This is a genomic window from Vibrio sp. 99K-1 (genome assembly GCF_013114585.1).
Lineage (GTDB): Bacteria > Pseudomonadota > Gammaproteobacteria > Enterobacterales > Vibrionaceae > Vibrio > Vibrio chagasii_B.
Window position 1 is genome coordinate 24694 of record NZ_VTXF01000014.1, and the last position, 20208, is coordinate 44901.

17 protein-coding genes are annotated in these 20208 nt (G+C 45.9%); 2 read left to right on the top strand and 15 right to left on the bottom strand.

Annotated features, from left to right (window positions below; translation table 11 throughout):
- Nucleotides 1-119: 119 nt before the first annotated feature.
- The 14 genes from F0228_RS12445 to pilM all read right to left on the bottom strand — a co-directional run bounded on the left by F0228_RS12445 (nt 120) and on the right by pilM (nt 15506).
- Entirely contained in the window at nt 120-698 is a 579-nt protein-coding gene (locus tag F0228_RS12445) for an aminodeoxychorismate/anthranilate synthase component II (protein WP_061033629.1), read from the bottom strand.
- A gap of 209 nt (nt 699-907) precedes the next feature.
- The gene (locus F0228_RS12450) at nt 908-3502 is read right to left on the bottom strand and encodes an ExeM/NucH family extracellular endonuclease (protein WP_061033628.1); all 2595 of its coding nucleotides are present in this window, start codon (nt 3500-3502) and stop codon (nt 908-910) included.
- Nucleotides 3503-3886: 384 nt separating this feature from the next.
- Nucleotides 3887-4903, bottom strand: a complete 1017-nt coding sequence (gene trpS / locus F0228_RS12455) for a tryptophan--tRNA ligase (RefSeq protein WP_061033627.1) — start codon at nt 4901-4903, stop codon at nt 3887-3889.
- 151 nt (nt 4904-5054) lie between these two features.
- On the bottom strand, nt 5055-5741 hold the full coding sequence (locus F0228_RS12460) for a phosphoglycolate phosphatase (protein WP_061033626.1): 687 nt from the start codon (nt 5739-5741) through the stop codon (nt 5055-5057).
- 120 nt (nt 5742-5861) lie between these two features.
- A complete protein-coding gene (gene rpe, locus F0228_RS12465; RefSeq protein WP_008222304.1) occupies nt 5862-6536 on the bottom strand; it encodes a ribulose-phosphate 3-epimerase in 675 nt (224 codons plus the stop codon).
- A gap of 185 nt (nt 6537-6721) precedes the next feature.
- Complete coding sequence (locus F0228_RS12470; RefSeq protein WP_004737168.1) at nt 6722-7567, bottom strand: Dam family site-specific DNA-(adenine-N6)-methyltransferase; 846 nt, start codon at nt 7565-7567, stop codon at nt 6722-6724.
- A gap of 69 nt (nt 7568-7636) precedes the next feature.
- Nucleotides 7637-9145 carry an AAA family ATPase gene (locus F0228_RS12475; protein ID WP_061033625.1) on the bottom strand — a complete coding sequence of 503 codons (1509 nt, stop codon included), beginning with the start codon at nt 9143-9145 and terminating at the stop codon, nt 7637-7639.
- Between the two features lie 79 nt (nt 9146-9224).
- A complete protein-coding gene (aroB, locus tag F0228_RS12480) occupies nt 9225-10313 on the bottom strand; it encodes a 3-dehydroquinate synthase (RefSeq protein ID WP_171762283.1) in 1089 nt (362 codons plus the stop codon).
- Nucleotides 10314-10339: 26 nt separating this feature from the next.
- Complete coding sequence (aroK, locus tag F0228_RS12485) at nt 10340-10858, bottom strand: shikimate kinase AroK (RefSeq protein WP_004737165.1); 519 nt, start codon at nt 10856-10858, stop codon at nt 10340-10342.
- 176 nt (nt 10859-11034) lie between these two features.
- On the bottom strand, nt 11035-12753 hold the full coding sequence (locus F0228_RS12490; RefSeq protein WP_105057647.1) for a type IV pilus secretin PilQ family protein: 1719 nt from the start codon (nt 12751-12753) through the stop codon (nt 11035-11037).
- Between the two features lie 35 nt (nt 12754-12788).
- The gene (locus tag F0228_RS12495; RefSeq protein WP_061033622.1) at nt 12789-13307 is read right to left on the bottom strand and encodes a pilus assembly protein PilP; all 519 of its coding nucleotides are present in this window, start codon (nt 13305-13307) and stop codon (nt 12789-12791) included.
- Entirely contained in the window at nt 13294-13905 is a 612-nt protein-coding gene (gene pilO / locus F0228_RS12500; RefSeq protein WP_171762284.1) for a type 4a pilus biogenesis protein PilO, read from the bottom strand. The genes F0228_RS12495 and pilO overlap by 14 nt, the downstream gene beginning before the upstream one ends.
- Nucleotides 13898-14497, bottom strand: a complete 600-nt coding sequence (locus F0228_RS12505; RefSeq protein ID WP_008222290.1) for a PilN domain-containing protein — start codon at nt 14495-14497, stop codon at nt 13898-13900. The genes pilO and F0228_RS12505 overlap by 8 nt, the downstream gene beginning before the upstream one ends.
- Complete coding sequence (pilM, locus tag F0228_RS12510; protein ID WP_171762285.1) at nt 14481-15506, bottom strand: type IV pilus assembly protein PilM; 1026 nt, start codon at nt 15504-15506, stop codon at nt 14481-14483. The genes F0228_RS12505 and pilM overlap by 17 nt, the downstream gene beginning before the upstream one ends.
- Nucleotides 15507-15657: 151 nt before the next feature.
- On the opposite strand from pilM, the gene F0228_RS12515 reads away from it, so the two are divergent.
- On the top strand, nt 15658-18219 hold the full coding sequence (locus F0228_RS12515) for a PBP1A family penicillin-binding protein (RefSeq protein ID WP_171762286.1): 2562 nt from the start codon (nt 15658-15660) through the stop codon (nt 18217-18219).
- 91 nt (nt 18220-18310) lie between these two features.
- Here the strand turns inward: F0228_RS12515 and oxyR are convergent, their stop codons facing one another.
- Nucleotides 18311-19204: a DNA-binding transcriptional regulator OxyR gene (gene oxyR / locus F0228_RS12520; RefSeq protein ID WP_004737158.1), complete on the bottom strand. Its 894-nt coding sequence runs from the start codon at nt 19202-19204 to the stop codon at nt 18311-18313.
- Nucleotides 19205-19424: 220 nt separating this feature from the next.
- Here oxyR and F0228_RS12525 point away from each other — a divergent pair, with 220 nt between their 5' ends.
- Complete coding sequence (locus tag F0228_RS12525) at nt 19425-20153, top strand: glutathione peroxidase (RefSeq protein ID WP_004737157.1); 729 nt, start codon at nt 19425-19427, stop codon at nt 20151-20153.
- The last annotated feature ends 55 nt before the right edge of the window (nt 20154-20208 follow it).

The following is a 20208-nucleotide window of genomic DNA, read 5'->3' on the forward strand; positions in this document are numbered from 1 at the left end:
TAAAAAGTGATCAGCGTCAGAAGGATCGAGCTCGGTAAAACTCAAATTAAAACGTATAACGAAGGAGTTGGCAGGTTAAGCTCACCTATTTAAGAGAATAAAACGCCCGCTTTAAACACTTAACGTGCTAAAAAGTTAGCCAGAAGTTGGTGCCCTTGCTCTGTTTTAATCGATTCAGGATGGAACTGAACCGCGTCAATTGGCAAGGTTTTGTGTTGATAGCCCATGATCTCATCCATACTGCCATCTTCCAGCTCTGTCCAAGAAGTCAGTTCAAAGCAATCTGGTAGTGTGCCGTTTTTCACCACAAGGGAGTGGTAACGCGTGACGGTTAGTGGGTTATTCAGCCCTTGGAAAACACTCTTACCATTGTGGCGTATCGGTGAGGTTTTACCGTGCATCACTTGTCTGGCTCTCACCACTTCACCGCCAAACACCTGAGCAATGGCTTGATGGCCAAGACACACACCTAAGATAGGTAGTTTACCAACAAAGTGTTCTATGGCTCGCAGAGAGATACCCGCATCATCCGGTGTACAAGGCCCCGGGGATATCACAAGGTGACTAGGATTCAGCGCTTCAATGCCCGCAATATCAATTTCATCGTTGCGTACAACTTTTACAGTTACCCCTAACTCACAGAAATACTGATACAAGTTATAGGTAAAAGAGTCGTAGTTATCGATGATAAGTAACATGGGTGAAATCGTTTGCTAAATACTAAATGATTGGGAGATATAGGGGCGGTATTGTGCAATACCCATAGCGAAAGGCAAGTGGAAACTGCATTTCACCAATAATTAAGGCCAACCTAGGTTGACCTTAATTGTTTACAGATAACTGTCAATTACCCGCATTCGGTGATGTGTACTCACTTTCACCGTTAGCAGTAAAGCTGATTCGCTCACTACTTACGACGGCGCCACATCGCTAGGCCAAACAGTGACATCAACGCGCCAAAGCCAAACGAACCACCGACTTTTAGCTCAAGAACCGCTGGATCATGATCCGATGAACGGAAGTGGTCTTGGTACTTAGGCAGGTCGCCTTTGTACTCTTCGTTGTAGTCAAATAGCGTCGATTCACCACCATTGATATGCCAGTCGGTCGCGTCGACCACCATGTCTTTTAAGCTCTCGCTCACCAGTAAGTGGTCTAAAGCGCCAACTTCATCGTTGTATGAGTAGCTCCAGCTGTCTGGGTGCTTCTGAGCTACGGCATTAATGTAGCCGTAGTTCTTAGTAATCACCGCACCGTTATCACCAAACTGTTCAACACCATCAATGTAAGTGTTACGCGCCGCTTTGATCTGCTTGCCGTACTTCTCTTCAGAGTAATCTGTCAGCACTAGCATTGGGTCTTCCATGCCGTACGAATTCATATCACCCAGAATCACTTTGTGACCTTCAATGCCATCGAGTGCTTCGCCCAACGCAACCGCCGCTGCAACACGGAAGTTCTCACATGAGCCTTGCTTATCGGCATCTACACCACCTTGACCGCCTTGCTCAACAGGGGCAGCATCTTCCCAACACTTAGAACCTTTCGATTTAAAGTGGTTAATCGCTACAGTCAGTTTCTCTTTGGTACCCTTCACCTTAAAGGTTGGTGCCAATGAGTCACGTTGGTAGTTCTTACCATCTTCAATCACCTTACCTGAGTCGTCTAACACCTCTGGTGCTTGCTGGCTTGGCATCGCGATGACACGGCTGTCTTTAAGCTTAACCACCTTCTTACGGTAGATAACACCCGTAGTAATCACATCAGTGCCGATCGAGTCCATTTCGTCGGTAACGCCATCTTCATTAGAGTCGACAGCCACAAAGGTGTAACGGTCTTTCTTATGCTCAATGCGATCATTCAGTTGATTCACAAGCTGTTGAATTGCCGAACCTTCACCAAATCCGTTGTTCTCAATTTCCATCAAGCCGATGATGTCAGCATCCAAGCGAAGAATCGCGTTTACAATCTTCTCTTGTTGCATCTCAAACTCAGTGATGGTGTTTGCACCACGGTTATTACCATGTTGATTCGCATCACCGCCAAATGGTGAGTTGAAGTAGTTCAATACATTGAAGGTCGCAATACGTAGGTCGCCTTCATCCATGTCTGGTTTGTCGGTACGTGGGTCGTTGCGAATGAAGTTTTCAGCCGTGATCTGGTTAGTCGTAATCAGACGGTACTCGCCATAGCTGTAAGTCAACACGCCTTCTAGACCAACAATGGTGTCATCAATACGGATGTAGTCTTCCGTTGAGCCATCTTGGTCGATGTCAGTACGGCCAAAATCTGGATAGAAAGGAACCTGTCCATCACCTGCTTTTTGGTCAGTCTCTACGAAAAGACGACGGTCAGCATTGTCTTCCGTTTGCTGTTTCGCTTCATCAGAACCCGCTGCGAAAAGTTGGTTTGGTTGCATGTTGATACGCTCATGCGCCAAAACCATGTTGTTACGACGACCTGCGTAGTCATAACCGAAGGTACGCGTTACACGCATATCTAGCGCTTCAGTTGTTTTCACCAACATGCCTTCGTAACGTTCAAGTGTCGCCGCGAAGTTCTCGTCAGTGTCTAATACTTCAATGTATGTCGCGTCAGGTGCGTCCTGCTCGCCTTGCTTTAACCATTGATTATTTTCAACTTTAAGCTGAGTGTGGCTGTAGTATTCTTGTACTTTACCTTTCACACACACCACATCGCCTGCAGCTAATTCTGAGCTAGATTGGTTAGTATGAACAAATAGACCTTCAGAAGTGCTTGAGTTGAAGTCATCCTCAAGAGCTTGCAGATAGAAACCTTTAGTTAGGCCGGTAGTAACCGCACTTACCACCCCTTTTACGAAATACTCATCGTCGGTGATGTACGGGTAGCCATCGATGAACGGCGATGTCGCGCCCTCACCTTGGATTTCTTGAATGGTGGTGAATACTGGGTCTGAGCCATCTTGCGTACAAGCAAAGGCTTCTGGCAACTCAACATTGTCTAAGGAACCTAGACCTTCAATGTTGTCTTTTGGTAGCGATACCCATTGTGAAGCATCAAACGTCGCCGATGGGGTTTGCTCAGCACGAACTAAGGTAACATCTTTACCCCAGTCGACATCGCCCATAACGCCAACCATGTCCAACACGCTTGAGTCTGCATTCAGGATAGCCAACGGGTCATCACCATTGTGATTAGCCAATGAAGCATTAAGAATGTCAGCGACCGCTTTAATCTCATCGCTTGCACCGCTATGCGCAACAACCAGTACCTCACCAGGCGCTAAAACGTGGCCATCTAAAGGTAAAGTGGCGCCCCATGATCTGTTGCCATTCGCTGATTTAGCCAGTGAATAACCATCTAAATTAATGCTGCTATCACCGTTGTTGGCAATCTCAACCGCTTTGTTGTAGCTGCCGCCTTCCACATATTGTGAAATAAACAAATCAGCGTGTGCGCTTGTGGTTAACAAGCTACCAATTGCCACTGCTAGCAATGAAGGTTTGTGTAAAAGAGCCATCCGTTTCACCTGAGTTCATCGATTTATAATTACTGCCATCTATGGGCAGTCATGTATTTTGTGGTAACTATCAGGTTTATTTATGAAAGGAATAAGTCAGTTGGCAAGAAAATGAGGAACTTATCACTTTGGAATCATCAATTGTTTGGCACGCTATATATTTCCAACACAAATAGAAACGAGTAAAAATTTATAAAACCAAAACTCATTTAATAAGATATTCTGCACAACATAGATGTTACAGATGTGTTAGTCATTAAGTGCGTAAATCATCAATTAAAACAGCACGATTATTGGGAAGCCTTAGCTAGCGGGCACTAAAAAGCCCAAAGTAAACGTAGTCACTTTGGGCTTAGATTTTACAGCGGAAGGTTTTGAGTCACCCTATGGACGAGTTACAAAACCAACTGCTTCGTATGCTTTCTTCAGCGTTACTGCTGCGCGCTCAGAGGCTTTTTCTGCGCCCGCTTTCATTACTGCGTCCATGTAGGCACGATCAGCACGGATGCGGTGGTATTCCGCTTGAATCGGCTCAAGCATCTCAACAATCGCAGCACCCACATCTTTCTTGAATGGGCCGTACATTTCAACACCTTGGTACTGCGCCTCAATCTCTTCGAATGTTTTACCTGTTGCTGCTGAGTAAAGGCCCATCAGGTTAGAGATACCCGCTTTGCTTTCCCAATCATGAGCAATACGTGGTGGTGTTTCTGCATCGGTTTGCGCTTTGTTGATCTTCTTGATGATCGACTTAGGCTCTTCTAGCAGAGTAATCACGTTCTTACGGTTGTCGTCCGACTTAGACATCTTCTTGGTCGCATCTTGTAGGCTCATTACACGTGCATTCACTGTTGGGATGTACGGTTCTGGCACTTCGAAGATTGGCTGTTCTGGCGAGTAGATGTTGTTGAAGCGAGTTGCGATATCACGCGCTAACTCTAGGTGTTGCTTCTGGTCGCTACCTACTGGCACTTGGTGAGCACCGTAAAGCAGGATGTCTGCAGCCATCAACACTGGGTAATCAAACAGACCTACGTTTACGTCGTTTGAGTGACGTGCAGACTTGTCTTTAAACTGAGTCATTCGGCTCAGTTCACCCATTTGTGTGTAACAGTTAAGAAGCCAACCAAGTTGAGCATGCTCTGGTACGTGAGACTGAACAAATAGCGTGCTCTTCTTTGGATCAACACCGACAGCAAGACAGATAGCTAGTGCGTCTAGAGTCGCTTCATGCAGTGCTTTCGGATCTTGGCGAACCGTAATTGCGTGAAGGTCTACCACACAGTATTGGCAATCGTAGTCATCTTGCATCTGTTGCCATTGACGTAGAGCACCCAAGTAGTTACCGATACTTAGTTCACCAGATGGTTGAACACCACTCAATACGATGGGCTTGCTCATGGTTTTAATTCCTTTGCTTATTCGCTAAGTCAATTGATGGCTTAGCTTCTTAACTTAAATATAGAAAAGCCGCACAGCTCTTTCTGCGCGGCTCATCCAGTGTACTCATTGATAAGTATTTTGCTAGTGGGTTAGCTAACTTTTGTCCGCTTTATGCAGAAACTAGAACGACATCGAGCAATTGCGCGACATTATCTGCCACATAGTCAGGGTTTGATGCTGAAATAGGCTCACCGTGGTTGTAGCCGTAAGTCAGGCCAAACGAGTGACAACCCGCGTTCTTTGCCGCTTTGATGTCATTGCTTGAGTCGCCAACCATTAGCATCTCTTCTGCTTTCACATTGTGCTTTTCTAGCAACCAGTTTAGCGCGACTGGGTTCGGTTTTTTCTCTGGGAAAGAGTCACCGCCAAGCACATCTACAAAGTACTTATCGATACCGTGTTGCGCTAGCACGTCTGGCACAAACTTCGATGGCTTGTTGGTTACCAATGCCATAGTAAAGCCCGCTTTGTGCAGCTCTGCCAGCGTCTCTTTTACTGATGGGTAAAGGTGGCTCAGCTTATGGCCGCCCTGCTCGTAGAAATCATCAAACAAGATGCGTGCTTTTTTCAGCAGCTCTGGTTCTAAGCTTGGGTCCACAGTTAGGTTGCGGCTTAGTGAACGCCCGATCAGTACGTCAGCACCATTGCCTACATAATCACGAACTTGTTCTTCACTCACTGAAGGGAAACCTAGCTCCTGACAAGCTTGGTCAGCAGCGACTGCCAAATCAGGCACGCTATCTAACAAGGTTCCATCCAAATCAAAGGCGATCAGTTTTATTGAGCTTAATGACATCTTACTTTCCTATTCATTATATTCGTCTCATGTGTTGAGCAATAAGACGTAAAAAAGGGGCCAATCAGCCCCCTTAATCTAAATTTTTTGATTTTAGGTCAACTGACCCTAGTTCTACTTTTATGCGTTTACTTTTGCAAGCTCTGCACGCATCTCATCAATCACTTCTTTGTAATCTGGTTGATTGAAGATCGCTGAGCCAGCAACGAACATATCTGCGCCCGCTTCTGCGATTTCACGAATGTTATCCACCTTTACACCACCGTCGATCTCTAGGCGAATATCACGACCTGATTCGTCAATCAACTTACGAACCGCACGTAGCTTATCTAAAGTGTGAGGAATGAAAGATTGACCGCCGAAACCTGGGTTCACAGACATCAATAGGATCATGTCTACTTTATCCATGATGTAATCTAGGCAAGATAGTGGTGTCGCTGGGTTAAGAACCACGCCCGCTTTACAGCCGTGCTCTTTGATCAGTTGTAGAGTGCGATCGATGTGCTCTGATGCTTCTACGTGGAAGGTAATCATCGATGCGCCAGCCTTTGCAAACTCAGGCACGATGTTATCAACCGGCTTCACCATTAGGTGAACATCGATTGGAGCAGTAATACCGTAGTCACGGAGTGCTTTACAGATAGGTGCGCCAAAAGTCAGGTTAGGTACGTAGTGGTTATCCATCACATCAAAGTGCACAACATCGGCACCGGCTGCGAGTACTTTTTCAACGTCTTCACCAAGACGAGCAAAATCTGCAGACAAAATTGATGGAGCGATTAGAAAATCTTTCATACCAAACCTCTTAAGAGTAAGTAAATTGCGAGTTCACCGCCTTGGTGGCACCTCGTATGCGTACAAGATTCAACCCCAAGACTATTTGGTGTGCAATTCTACCTAAGCACCTAGGCAGATCCTAGCAGTTCGAAAGATTAGTTTAAGAAAGTACCTGTTGGTCACTCAATTTGAGGGGTTCGAGGTTATTCTGCTGCCGCGTGTTGCTGGTTTTTATCTTGATGGAATAGCGCTAATAGCTCATCCACTTTATTACGACCAGCGCCATTACGGCTGATAGTGCGCTTCACCTTCACCACGTTCAACTCTGCACCATGATACAAGCGACGCGTTAATGTCGTGTCGTGGTTAGAAATCAACACAGGGATACCGCGTTCTGTCGCCGCTTTTTCAGCAACGTCAGCCAGTGCTGCTTGATCATCTAAGCTAAAGCCGTTACCTGCGTAAGAGGTAAAGTTAGCGGTATTTGACAGCGGTGCGTACGGAGGATCGCAGTAAACCACGCAACCTTTACGGGCACGGCTAAAGGTTTCATGGTATCCCTCACACACGAAAGTGGCCTTTTTCGCTTTTTCAGCGAAAAACTCCAGCTCAGCTTCTGGGAAGTAAGGCTTTTTGTAAGAACCAAACGGAACGTTAAAACCGCCTTTCTTGTTGTAGCGACATAGGCCATTGAAGCCAAATCGGTTCATGTACAAGAAAGCGAGTGAGCGATACATAACATTGTCAGTATCGTTGAACTGAGCTCGAATATCTAAGAAGGCTTCTTTGCGGTTGTTCTCAGGGCAGAACCAACGCTTTGCTTCCGCGATGTAAGTCTCAGGGTCGGTTTTAAGTAGATTATACAGGTTGATAAGATCGGGATTGATATCAGCCAGTAGATACTGTTCATAGTCCGTGTTCAAAAACACAGAACCAGCACCAACAAATGGTTCTACCAATTTACGAGCAGGTGGCAGGTGACGTTGGATGTCTTCAACTAGGCCATATTTACCACCAGCCCATTTTAGAAAGGCACGCTGCTTTTTCATTTACTGCTCTATCTATCAACACAAAAATAAGGCTGCGGAATGTAACATATTTTGAGGCTAAGCTCAGGGTTATTTCGCACGTTCTATCTCTCGATGCACTTGATTCATCGATTTTGCCCAAGGTTCCAACTGTTGAAGTGGTTTTGAGAGTGTACTTACCGCATCTCGCGCCACCTGAATCGTTGGGTAATCTTGATAAGTGATGATAAACCACTTGGTATCGTTACGCAGAGTTGGGTAGATACGAACCTTATTCTCTAGATCGTATTCTTCAATGAAAGACTGCACATCTTCCAACGAAGTCATCGCACTCAACTGTAAGGTGTATGCTCGTGGCGAGATAGCTTGTAGCTCCTCACGAGCAAACGAGAAGGTGATCTTCTTAGTCGGAGGCGTTGATTCAGTTAAGTCAGATTTTTCATCAGCTGGAGCAACCGCTTCAGCGTCAGCCTGTGAATTAGCCTCTACTTGAGTGTTCTCTTCAACCGCAGCATCGATGGCGCTGGTATCAGCACTCTGAGCTTTATCATCCAGTAGAGCATCAACCACATCCGAAGTAATCACGACACGCTGTTGGTCTTGCTCAACCTCACCCACGCTAGCCGTCTCTTCCACCACAACCGGTGGCAAAGATGAACTGTCATCATCAGCGCCTTGATAACTGATATCAGTTGACGTTTCAGTGTCTACAACTCCCTCAACACCAGTTTGTTCTGAGCCATTGTCCACTTCAAAGGTTGGAATAACAGTCTGCTCAATTGGTGCGATCAGAGATTGCGCTTTGTCATCCGGGGTCGGTTGGCTGAACATCCACCAATAACCACCACCAATTAACAACAGCAACAGGGCTACCACAATCGCGATATTGATTGGTGAGCCAATGATTGAGCGAATAATAATCCTTTTTTCCACTTTCAATTCTCCTAAAGCCATTAGCTCGCCAGGCAGAGGTTGCGCTTTGTTAAACGCACGTCGCACGCGAGTTTCAGACTCATCATCCACGTATCGAATCACCAGTGATTCAAAGAAATGTTCAGCTTCTGGTTGCGAAAGGTCATCGATCTCAAGATCGATAGGCTTGTGTTGTTGGCCGTAACTTAGACGGGTGAGTAAGGTGTCTAGGTGACCAATTTCTGAGAAAAGAACGACATTGATCGTCCATTGGGGATTAGCTTGAGCTTCCAGTACCAACATCCATAGTTCGGATACCAATCGCTCAGAGAGCCGGTGGGCATCATCGACAACGATAACCACACTACACGGCTCACCATCCAGCAACCTTGCTAGGCTATCAGATAAGGAGTCATGTTGATTAAATAGCGGATCAGAAACAATTTGGCTAAGAATAAGCGCGCGGCGTTGTTGGTCGTCTTGGCTTGGGTGACAAAGCAGTAAACACTGATTCTTTTCTGTCGCCCACGCTTCGAGATAACGCTGTGCTAACCAAGAACGGCCAGAACCAGGTTTACCAGCCACCGTTACTAGATTTGAACCAAAGTTAGTCAAAAGCTGTAAGCGCTCTAGCAGCTCAACTTGAGACTCTAACTCTAATACTCTTAATTCATGAGCCAAACTCATTGCGGATCCCTACTGATTAGATCGATCAGTAAAACGCTTCAGTTGCCTAGAGTCTAACTAGGCAACCTCACAACCAAATTTAAAGAGTACGGCAAAAATCAATTGCTTGTTTAATGATGTCCTGAGGCACATCAGCAACCACTTCAGCAGTACCAATACTTGTTGGCAATACCAGACGTAATTGACCAGACAGCACTTTTTTATCACGCATCATGTGCGTCATAAAGTCTTCAAAAGACATGCTTTCTGGCGTATGAACTGGCAGTTTCGCATTCTTGAGTATAGAAATAATTCGCTCAAGCTGCTGCTGAGTGATCAGTCCCTGTAACTGAGCAGTTTTCGCTGCCATTACAGTACCTGAAGACACAGCTTCACCATGTAGCCAATTACCATAGCCTAGTTCTGCTTCGATCGCATGACCAAATGTATGACCTAGGTTCAATAACGCTCTGATTCCTGACTCTTTTTCATCTAGAGCAACCACTTCAGCCTTAATTGCACAACAACGAGCAATTGCAGTAATCAGTGCTTGTTCATCAAGTTGATAAAGTTTCTCTATATTCTGCTCCAACCAATCAAAGAAGGCTTCATCGTAAATGATGCCGTATTTGATGACTTCAGCAATGCCCGCTGCAAACTCACGCTCAGGAAGCGTTGATAAACAGTTGGTATCGATGATCACGGATTTTGGTTGGTAGAATGCACCGATCATGTTCTTACCAAGAGGATGGTTTACTGCGGTTTTACCACCAACAGAAGAGTCCACTTGAGAAAGAAGCGTTGTCGGGATTTGAACGAAATCAATACCACGCTGGTAACAAGATGCAGCAAAGCCGACCAAATCACCGATAACACCACCACCTAAAGCAATCACCACCACATCGCGGCTGTAATTTCCTTCAAGCATGTAGCTCATCACTGAATTGAACGTTTCAAGCGTTTTGTATTGCTCACCATCAGGTAACTCGAGAAGAGATGTCTGACAGCCAACTTGATCCAGTAAAGATAGAATTTTATCAGCATAAAGAGGCGCTACTGTCACATTACTGATAACAACGACTTTCTGCTTGCCTGATAAAAAAGAAAGGTACGCCGGGTCGTCAAATAACCCGGCGCCAATAGAGATAGGGTAGCTACGCTCAGCTAGATTGACCGTAATCCGTTCCATGGGTTTGCTCTCCGAAAAAAATGAACTTAACGTTCTTCTAGCATTTTTACGATCTGGTTGGCTACCACTTTTGCACTTTGGTCGTCAGTACGAACTGTGTAGTCCGCCACTTCTTCGTATAGTGCGTTGCGAGATACAGCTAGATCTTCTAGCACATCACGCGGGTTGTCTGTTTGAAGTAGAGGGCGTTTCTTGTCGCGATTTGTGCGAGCAAGTTGCTTTTCAATTGTTGTCTCTAGGTATACAACAATGCCTCGTGCAGATAGACGGTTACGGTTTTCTTTGCTCATCACTGAACCACCGCCTGTCGCTAGAACAATACCTTGCTCTTCAGTCAGATCGTTGATTACAGATTCTTCGCGCTTACGGAAACCTTCTTCGCCCTCAACATCAAAAACCCATGCGATGTCTGCGCCAGTGCGCTCTTCAATCACAGTGTCAGAGTCTAGAAACTCCATATGAAGTTGGGAAGCTAGGTGTCTACCAATTGTACTTTTGCCGGCGCCCATTGGGCCAACAAGAAAAATATTGCGTTTCTCAGCCATGTTTTTAGCAGTAATTTACAACGTTAATTCAATGACATCGCCACAAGGTAGGTCAGTACAAGTACTGAAATTAAAAGGCCCGTGGCACCGATTCCTCACAGATAATTCGTGATAAGACCCGAAATTATCAAGGTTAGGTGCCACTAATGCAACTTTATTTTTAATCTAATTGTACGTTACTGAATCACAACTTTAGGTGTAACAAAGATAAGCAGTTCACTTTTACCCACATTTTCGTAGCTACGACGGAACAATGCACCCAATAAAGGAAGGTCTCCCAACAGAGGAACTTTATCGACTGTACTACTGACACTGTGTTGAAATATTCCACCAAGAACGACGGTTTCACCATTATTAACAAGCACTTGCGTACCTATCCTTTGGGTATCTATCGCGACCGCTTCCCCCGTTCCTGTTTTCACCACTTGCCCAGGCCTATCTTGAGTCACACTCAAATCCAGAACCAAGCGATTGTCTGGTGTGATTTGAGGGGTAACTTTCAAACTCAACACAGCTTTCTTAAATGCGACTGACGTTGCACCACTCGAAGAGGACTCTAAGTAAGGAATTTCAGTACCTTGCTCAATGTAAGCCGGCTTTTTATTGGTGGTAATTAAGCGTGGGCTAGAGATGATCTCCGCCTTAGACTCTTGTTGCAGTGCAGATAGCTCAAGATCGAGCAGCGTATCAGAGCCAAGCTTGGCCACCTGAAAAGCAATACTCGATGCATTTGGCGATGTCGCCGCCAAATTCACGTTAAGGTAGTCATCAATCACGCTGCTGCCACCATCGTCGTCATAAGGTGTAATGGCTGAAGGGTGATTACCCTCGATTGAACCGCCAACCGTGAAGCTTCCGTTGGTCGATGAAACGCCCCAGCGCACGCCGAGTTCATCAAGGTTACCTTCGGTGACGGTAACAATGCGCGCCTCTATCTGCACTTGCTTCACTGGGATATCTAACGACTCAATAATGCCGCGTATTACCGCAATGTTCTCTTCCAGCTCGCGAATCAGCAGAGAGTTAGTGCGTTCATCTATGGTAATCGAGCCGCGATCAGACAACATGCTCACCGCCCCTTCACCACCAATCATGTCAGCTATATCGGTGGCTTTGGCAAAGTTAATCTTAATGATTTCTGATTTAAGTTCCCCAAGCTCTTCCTCTAGGCGGGATTTTTCGAGCGCTTGCTGTTCTCTCAGATCCAGTTCCGCTTTGGGAGCGACCAAGATAACGTTGCCGTCGACGCGCTTATCCAAGCCTTTAACTTGCAAGATAATGTCGAGAACTTGCTGCCAAGGGACGCCATCCAAGCGTAATGTCAGGTTACCCGCGACCGAGTCGGATACCACCAAGTTGAATTCATTGTAGTCAGCGATTAACTGCAGCACGTTTCGGACAGGGATATCTTGGAAGTTAATCGATATCAGTTTGCCCTCTTTCTCAAGTACGCTTTTCTCTGTCGTCACTTCTTCAATCGTGGGCTTGCTGATCACCACCTCGATGAAGCGCCCCTTGAGGTCATATTCGTATTGGTAGTCATTGCTGATGGTCGCCAGTAACCGAGTGCTTGGCGTCTCTTTGTATACTTCAATCCCCTCAACTAGAGTCGCGAAATCTTTAACGTCCAAAAGGTAGAGCTTGTCATCATCCACTTCTGTATTGATGAGTTCGATGCTCAAGCCTTCTTGTGCCCGCTGAACATCGACCACCGCGCTGCTTGTTGCTAGCTCAATGATGATGACAGCGTCTTTATCCTTGTTAACTCTAAAATCAATGTTCTCTAATTTATTAGACGAGCTCTCTGCGTAACCAAATACGCTAAAAACCAACATCACGGACACAGCAAAACCTTGTAGAGTTTTGCTCACTAATCCACTTATTCCTTTATTCATATTTACATCTCATATCCACATCATGTGACATTGGTTTATTTCAGAGCCAGCCTAACGTTGCGCTTATGCCAACAACCTAAGCCATCTGGAAGAGTTTCATTAATCAGAACGTACTGGCTCGTTACCTTAGTAACTCGGCCGTTGTTTAAGCCGATAAACTGGCCTTTTTTCACATTGACGACATTGCCCTTAGGCGTTTGTACAAGCCCAAACACGCTGGAGCCGCTGCCCATCACTCCTTTTAAGCGCAATTTACTCAATGGGTATTTCTCCAACTTGCCGTTGCGTGCACGAGCACCTGGCTGCCAACAATCTTTCTTAACCAACGGCTGGTTTTGCACAATCGCTTCTTTAGGCAGTTCAAAGGGAGGACGAAAAGTACGCCGTTGATAGGTAGCCGCCGAAAACTCAGTTGCTGGGACAAGTTGCTCGACCTCCTTTCTCGCCTTAGCTTCTACCTGTATAACAAAGTCTTCTAATGAGTCTTGATTGGCTTTGCAGCCCGACAACGCAAGCAGCAATACGATTGAGTAAAACGTGCTATTGGGTTTCATCATTGACCTCCGATTTAAACTGGTAGGTATAAGCTCGAACCCTAAAGTGCAGAGTGCTACTTTCTTGGCTGACTCGCTGCCAATTCACATCATCAAAGCTGATGATTCGTGGAAGCTTAGCGATAGCTGCAGAGAAGTCGCCTATCTCGTGGTAATCACCAGTCAGCTCGATATTAAGAGGTAAGCGGTATAAGAAGGCTTTGTTCTGTTTTTCACCCCAGTCGATTCGGGTAAAGGTTAGTGAGTTATCTAAGCCAAGCTCATTGACTGATGCCAACATGCTTGCCAACTCCTTTTGCACGGGAAGCTGTTCTAACAGGTAATCATAGCGACTGGTGAGTTCATCCAGTTGGCCCTGAAGCTTAGGTAAAGCAGCAACCTTATTGGCTTTGATGCGCAGTGTTGCTTTCAAGGTCTGCTCTTGCTGCTTCATCTGTTGTAGCTCATCATCCAAAGGCAAAATATAGAACCAGGTTCCCAGCCCTTGAATGAGCGCCACCAGCAATAGAATCACCAATAACTGAGGCAACAGTGGCCACTCGGTGATCTCATCGATATCAAGCTCTTGCAGGCTCATCACGCCTTGAAGGCTAGCCATGGTTAGCCCCCTTATCCTTTCGATGTGCAGTTGTGCTTTCTAATGACACAGGGCTGAACACGAAAGACACCTTGAAGGTCTGAAACTCTTTATTGAAGCGCTTACGGTTATGGACAATAGAGTGCATCTCGACTCCTTTGAGGGATTCAGAGCGTTCTAAGTTATCCAGCATGGTGGCGAGACGAGCGGTACTGTCACTGATGCCCGCCATTTCAATCTCTTGACCGTTCATCTTTATCTTGTCGACATACACTCCCTCAGGAATCAGCTCCGGCATCAAGTTCATAAAGTCGGTGGTTTTATTACGACCGAGCTGCAAAGATTCCACCACATCAAGTCGAGTCAAAATGGCTTTATGCTCTTGCTCTGCAACTTTTAGCGATTGAATCTGACGGTCAAGGTCAGCAATGTATTGATTGAGATAATTAAGACGAGCTTGCTGTTTGGCTTGTTGATCATGGAAATAATTACCGACCGCCCACTGCCCTGCGCCAGCCACAATCACACCAAGGATGACCAGGTGAATAAAACGTTTTCGGTGCTGAGCACGAATCTCATCACGCCAAGGTAGCAGGTTAATTTGATGCAACATGCTTCTCTCCCTGCCATTTAAGTCCGCTCATCGCCATGCCCGCAGCAATACCAAAATGTTGCCAATCCATTTGCAGGCGGCGCTTCCTCGCGACCTTATTCTCAAACAGGGATAAAGGATTCAATGATTCACAGCTCAGCTGAAAATGGCGCTCGAGCTCTTCGGTCACCATTGGCGTACTGGCACCCTCACCCATTAACCAGATGCCTGAGATAGGTTGGTGAGCATTCACCGAGGAATAGAGCTGCAACTGACGTTTGAGCTTTTCAATTAAGTTAACGATAAATTGATGAGTATCCTGAGCACTGCCAAACGCAGCCTCGATATCATTGGGGTTTTCGATACTGCAAAGGTCTTGCGTACCAAAAGCGATGTCTTTATAGAAAGGGGCTGCTCCCTGAGGAATGATGCCCATCGAGGTTTGATCAACGCCAATGTCCACCAACAGCCAATTACTTTTCTCTGGGTACAAGCGTGAGGCAAGCTGCCAAACATGAAGCAAGCCATGCGCCTGCGTATCAACGACAACAGGTTTAAAGCCAGCCTTGGTTAATGCCTCTGCTCGGCTATCGACCACTTCTTTACGAGTAGCATAAACCTGATAACTGCTCGTCGAACCTTTACCAAATCGTTTGTCTTCCAGCTTCACAAAATCTAAACTCAGCTCCTCGATGGGAAAAGGAGATTGATGGGCGAAGGTTTGGTAGATCGAAAACTCTCTCTCTCTGTCTTCGAGTTCACTCTCAATTTGCAGTACCTTGCTGATCACCGTGTTATCAGGTACCGAAATGGCGACATTACGACAGCCGAAAGGCAGCCCTTTCCTAAGTTCTTTGAGTTTCTTAACAGTTTTCTGATACTCCAAAGTATGGTTAGCTGTAAAAATGTCGTCCGAAATCGGCAGCTCTTTGTATCCCACTAGGGCATACAATTCCCCCACGGGTTTTAGCACCACAGCTTTGATGCTGTGGTGATTTATATCTATACCTGTAATTAATGATGAACCCATGTGACCTAGCTCCTGAAGTGCCAAGCATTTCGTTGATTATCTAGGGGTTGTGATTATTAGTTAAATAAGCGTTAATAAACGAAAGCTAATTTTTTAGCCTAGAGTACAAGGGTTTGCTGCTTATCAGCCTTAACTAATCAGGGATTATCCGGTGAAGTTCATAAAGCGATTATTCATATTTACATTGATTTGCATGATTCTTGGAGTCAGTACAATTTTTGGGTTTTATTACTACGTAAAACCAGAGTTGCCTGATGTTGCCACTTTGCGCGACGTAGAACTCCAAACTCCAATGCAGGTCTTCAGCCAAGACGGTAAGTTGATCTCCCAATTTGGTGAAAAACGTCGTATTCCAGTGACTTATGACGAGATCCCTCGCCACTTAGTTGAGGCTTTGATTGCTACCGAGGATAGCCGTTTCTACGAACACCCTGGTATTGACCCAATCGGCATTACTCGTGCAGCTATCGTAGTAGCGATGTCAGGTTCGGCAAAACAAGGGGCGAGTACCATTACTCAGCAGCTTGCGCGTAACTTCTTCTTATCCAATGAGAAAAAGATCATGCGTAAGATTAAAGAGATCTTCATTGCGATCCATATTGAGCAACTGCTTAGCAAAGAAGAGATCATGGAGCTTTACGTCAACAAGATCTTCCTTGGTCACCGTTCGTATGGTTTCGGCGCTGCTGCACGCGTTTACTTTGGTAAAGATCTTCCGGATCTAACCCTGAGTGAACTAGCGACCCTAGCAGGTATGCCAAAAGCACCTTCAACCATGAACCCTATCTACTCTATTGAACGCGCGACCAACCGTCGTAACGTTGTATTACGTCGTATGCTCGACGAGAAATACATCACTCAAGCCGAGTTTGATGAAGCAAGCAATGAACAGCTTGTATCAAAGTACCACGGTGCAGAGATCGAACTGAGCGCACCATACGTGGCAGAAGTGGCACGTGCTTGGATGGTTGAACGCTACGGTGAAGACGCTTACACCTCTGGTATGAAAGTCTACACAACCGTTGATTCGAAGCTGCAAAAAGCGGCAAACCAAGCCGCGATTAAGAACCTGCTTGGCTACGATGAGCGTCACGGCTACCGCGGTGCTGAAAAAGTCTTATGGCAAACCGCTCAATCGGCTTGGGACCACGACAAGATCGTGAAACACCTAAAATCTCAACCAACCTACGGTGACCTAGTTCCTGCAGTAGTGACTGCTGTTGATTCGAAAAGCGCTCAAGTATGGGTGAAGAATCAAGGCGAAGGCACGATCGAATGGCAAGGTATGAACTGGGCTCGTAAGTTCCTAACAGACGACCGTCAAGGCCCTGCTCCATCTCAAGCAAAAGAGATTCTTGCGGTTGGCGAACAAGTTTGGGTTCGTCATGAAGCGATCACAGGTGACGAAGTCTCTGAGGAAGCAACAGAAGAGTCAGCAACTGCAGAATCTGATACTCCGGTAGTTTGGCGCCTAAGCCAAGTGCCGAATGCCAACACTGCATTCGTAGCAATGAATCCGAACAACGGCGCTGTGTTGTCGATGGTCGGTGGCTTTAACTTCGTACACAACAAATTCAACCGTGCGACGCAATCTATTCGTCAAGTGGGTTCTGGTATCAAGCCTTTCATTTACTCAGCAGCTATTGAGAAAGGTTTAACACTGGCTTCTCTTATCAACGATGCGCCAATCAACCAATGGGATAAGAGTCAAGGTACGGCATGGCGACCAAAGAACTCGCCACCAACTTACGTCGGCCCTACTCGTTTACGTATTGGCTTAGCTCAATCGAAAAACGTAATGGCGGTACGTGTACTGCGTGAAGTAGGCTTAGATGACACTCGTAACTACCTAACCCGCTTTGGTTTTGATATCGATGAAGTACCTCGTTCTGAAACTATTGCGCTAGGTGCAGGTAGCTTAACGCCAATGAAAGTAGCGCAAGGTTACTCAGTATTCGCTAACGGTGGTTACTACGTTGAACCTTTCTACATCAGCCGCGTTGAGACTCCATTTGGCGATACTGAGTTTGAAGCAACACCAAAAGTTGTCTGTAAAGAAGATTGCAAACAAACCATTACGACCGATCCAATGGCGGATGAGTTTGCCGAGCAAGATGTGGATGCGAAAGTTCAATACGCTCCTCAAGTTATCTCTGAGCAGAACGCATTCCTAGTTCGTGAAATGATGTACAGCAACATCTGGGGCGGCGGTGATTGGAGTGCGGGTACAGGTTGGAACGGTACAGGTTGGCGAGCTCAACCACTGAAACGTCGTGATATTGGCGGCAAAACAGGTACGACTAATGACTCGAAAGATACTTGGTACAGCGGCTACGGCCCAGGCATGGTTGCAACGGTATGGGTTGGCTTTGATAACCACAACCGTAACCTAGGTCGTACTAAAGCGAACTCTAACCTTGGTAAGAACCAGATTACTGGTGCGGAAGCCGGTGCTAAGACAGCAGAACCAGCATGGGTAGACTTCATGGGTACTGCACTGGCAGGTGTTCCAGCGCAACGCAAAGAGATTCCAGAAAATATCGTTCGCGTTCGTATTGACCGTGATACCGGCTTACTGACCAACAAGTACGATAGCTCATCAATGTTTGAGTACTTCGAGAAAGGTACAGAGCCAACTGAGTACATCACTGAGCGTTTCAATGATGATATCTACTCCACCTCTTCAGGTGAAACGGTAGAAGAACTGTTCTAGGTAGTTTTTTGAACCTAGTAACATGAAAAATAAAAAGGGTTGATATGAATTCATATCAACCCTTTTTTGTGTCTGCTATGCAGAGATGAAGCTAAACGACCTTTTCCAACTGAGTGCGAATCGTCTCCGCCAGTTGCTCAAAGCGCCCTTTCAATGGAGAGCCCGGACGGTACGCAACCACAATACGACGTGAAGGCGTTGGGTTGACCGCAGGCACGTAGCACACACCATCTTTCTGCTTTTCTTTTGGTACTGATAATTGAGGCAGCAAGGTAATCCCCGCACCTGCCGCGACCATGTTACGCAGCGTCTCTAAGCTGGTCGCTTTAAAGCGCTCATCATCTTTTGCTCCCGCAGCAAAACAGAACCCTAGGGCTTGGTCTCTTAAACAGTGACCATCACCAAGTGCTAAGACTGTCTGTCCATTGAGTTGAAGCATGTCTACTGTGTCCTGCTGAGCCCACTCATGGTCACATGGAACCGCGACACTTAATGGCTCGTCATACACATCAATCTCTTTGAACACCGCAGTTTCATCAACTGCAGCCAGTACCAAGCAGTCAAGCTTGCCATCTTCCAATTGGCTCACTAATTGATGAGTTTGCGCCTCATGCAGGTATAGCTCTAACTCAGGAAAGCTCTCTTTCAGGTGAGGAACAATCTTAGGCAGGATGTAAGGGCCTACCGTTGGAATGAAACCAATATGCATTGGTCCGGTCATCGCTTCACCGTGTCCACTCGCCATATCCTTAAAAGTTTTCACTTCGTTGAGAATACGCTTGGCTTGTTCAACAAGTTGTAACCCTGATTCTGTAAATATGACCTTCCTTGGACTACGCTCGGTTAACTGAAGTCCGATTTCATCTTCTAGTTTGCGTATTTGACCGCTTAGTGTTGGCTGACTGACAAAGCACGCTTCTGCCGCTTTTCGGAAGTGTTTGTGCTCTGCGAGCGCCACCAAGTATTCAAAGTCACGAATGTTCATGATCAGTCTCTTACCTCAGGTTTAATAAGAACAAGGGTTTTCATAGCAACATTTAAAAGAAAAATGCTCTTGATAGAATTTACCTATCAAAACCATAACATCAAACGATTAGAGCTATCAAAGAATTTATCTAATAATGGGCTCAACAAAACGAAACAGAGCAACGAAAAACGTTAAGCTCTAATAGAACAAAATTAAAATATCATTTAAGGAAATCAATATGTTTGCATCTAAAGAAGGTCAATCAATCCCTCAAGTAACATTCCCGACTCGCCAAGGTGATGCATGGGTTAACGTAACGACTGAAGAGCTATTCAAAGACAAAACAGTTATCGTATTCAGCCTACCAGGCGCGTTTACTCCAACTTGTTCGTCAAGCCACCTTCCTCGTTACAACGAACTACATTCTGTGTTCAAAGAGAACGGTGTTGATGACATCCTTTGTGTTTCTGTAAACGATACGTTCGTAATGAACGCATGGAAAGCAGACCAAGAAGCAGAAAACATCACATTCATCCCAGATGGTAACGGTGATTTCACAGACGGCATGGGTATGCTAGTTGAGAAAAACGACATCGGCTTCGGCAAACGCTCATGGCGCTACAGCATGCTGGTTAAGAACGGCGTGGTAGAAAAAATGTTCATCGAAGAAGACGTACCAGGCGACCCGTTCAAGGTTTCTGATGCAGACACTATGCTGAACTACATTGCTCCAGAGCACAAAGAGCAAGAGTCAATCACAGTATTCACTAAGCCAGGCTGTCCTTTCTGTATGAAAGCGAAACAGAACCTAATCGACAAAGGTCTAAACTACGAAGAAGTAGTACTAGGTAAAGACGCTACAACAGTAAGCCTACGTGCAATCTCTGGTCGCACAACGGTTCCTCAAGTATTCATCGGTGGTAAACACATCGGTGGTAGCGAAGAACTAGAAGCTTTCCTAGGCTAATCACTGCCAAAAGGCTAACCCACTCACTTGTGGGTTAGCTAACCCTATCGGGTTG